This is a genomic window from Alkanindiges illinoisensis, assembly GCF_004377485.1.
Classification (GTDB): Bacteria; Pseudomonadota; Gammaproteobacteria; order Pseudomonadales; family Moraxellaceae; genus Alkanindiges; species Alkanindiges illinoisensis_A.
On record NZ_SNTY01000074.1, the window covers coordinates 1 to 1,114 of the forward strand.

Below are 1,114 nucleotides of genomic sequence, written 5' to 3' on the forward strand. Positions count from 1 at the left end.
AAGACTGTATTTAGTCGAGATGTAGAAGCATCAAATATTATTAAAAGTAAGAATATTGCTGATGAACGTGAGCAAAATTGGATAAGACAGGTATTTAGAGACGATGGTTTGTCAGGTGAGAACGCATCAATCACTTCTTGGGCTACTCCGTCTGACGGTGCTGCAATATTAGTTAATGTGAAGCCGAATACAACGTACACATTAAGTAGACAGGGCGGTGATCGTTTCCGTGTTGCGTTGTTTAAGAGGATGGGAAACGGAGTTGGTCACCCGACTCAAGCAGACCATTATCGAGTTTTAAGCAGCTCAACTGATCCACAGACAACTGAGAAAATCTCATTCACAACAAATGAAAATGAGTTTATTTTATATGCTTATTTGACCTCTCATGTTGGAAACTACGGCTATCCTGATTGGGTTCAAGTCGAAGAAGGCGAAACTGCAACTGAATATGAGAGTTTTGGTTATAAGTTTAGCCCTACTTCAACTCCAAAAAGTAAAGGGTCTAGCTCAGGATCAGCTGCATATGATTATGCTGGTGCTGGCGATGCAAATTATATTTCTAAGGCTGAAGCAACAGCTGGAGCTTGGAAAGATTCGCAATATACAATTCCTGCAACAGATGATACTGACGACCTACAACGCCTGTTTAGTAATCCGAAACAAGGGGTGGTGTCGTTAGAGCCAAACAAAAAATACAAAGTCACTCGTCCAATTCGCTACAACCCAGAGCACGTGAAACTCGTGAAAGGCAACATGGCACATATTGTCTGTATCGGTGACATTGAAACGTTCCAAATGGTTGGGACTTTGTCAAGTTCGGCAAATGCTGGTGCGTTGAATCGAAGATTAGCTTACAACGAAATGGGTCCATTAGTTGTTGCACTGAAGATCACAAACCCGATGGAAGTTCTTGGAACTGCTTTTGTGGTCAATAAAGTGATGTCTCCGACGTTCTTGGCTTGTAATTTCTCTTATTTGCGTCGTGGTATCGTCTTCCGTGGTGTGAATCGAAATGCGATCTTGAGTTCTGGACATATTTTTGCGTGTTCGGATTATGGTATTCATTTTGAACAAGGTGGAGATATTCATCAAATCAACATTGTTGGTATGC

General features: G+C 41.4%; 1 pseudogene. It reads left to right on the forward strand.

Going from position 1 to position 1,114, the window contains the following annotated elements:
* Positions 1-1,114 (forward strand): annotated as a pseudogene (locus E2B99_RS14670) (hypothetical protein); the annotation flags it as partial.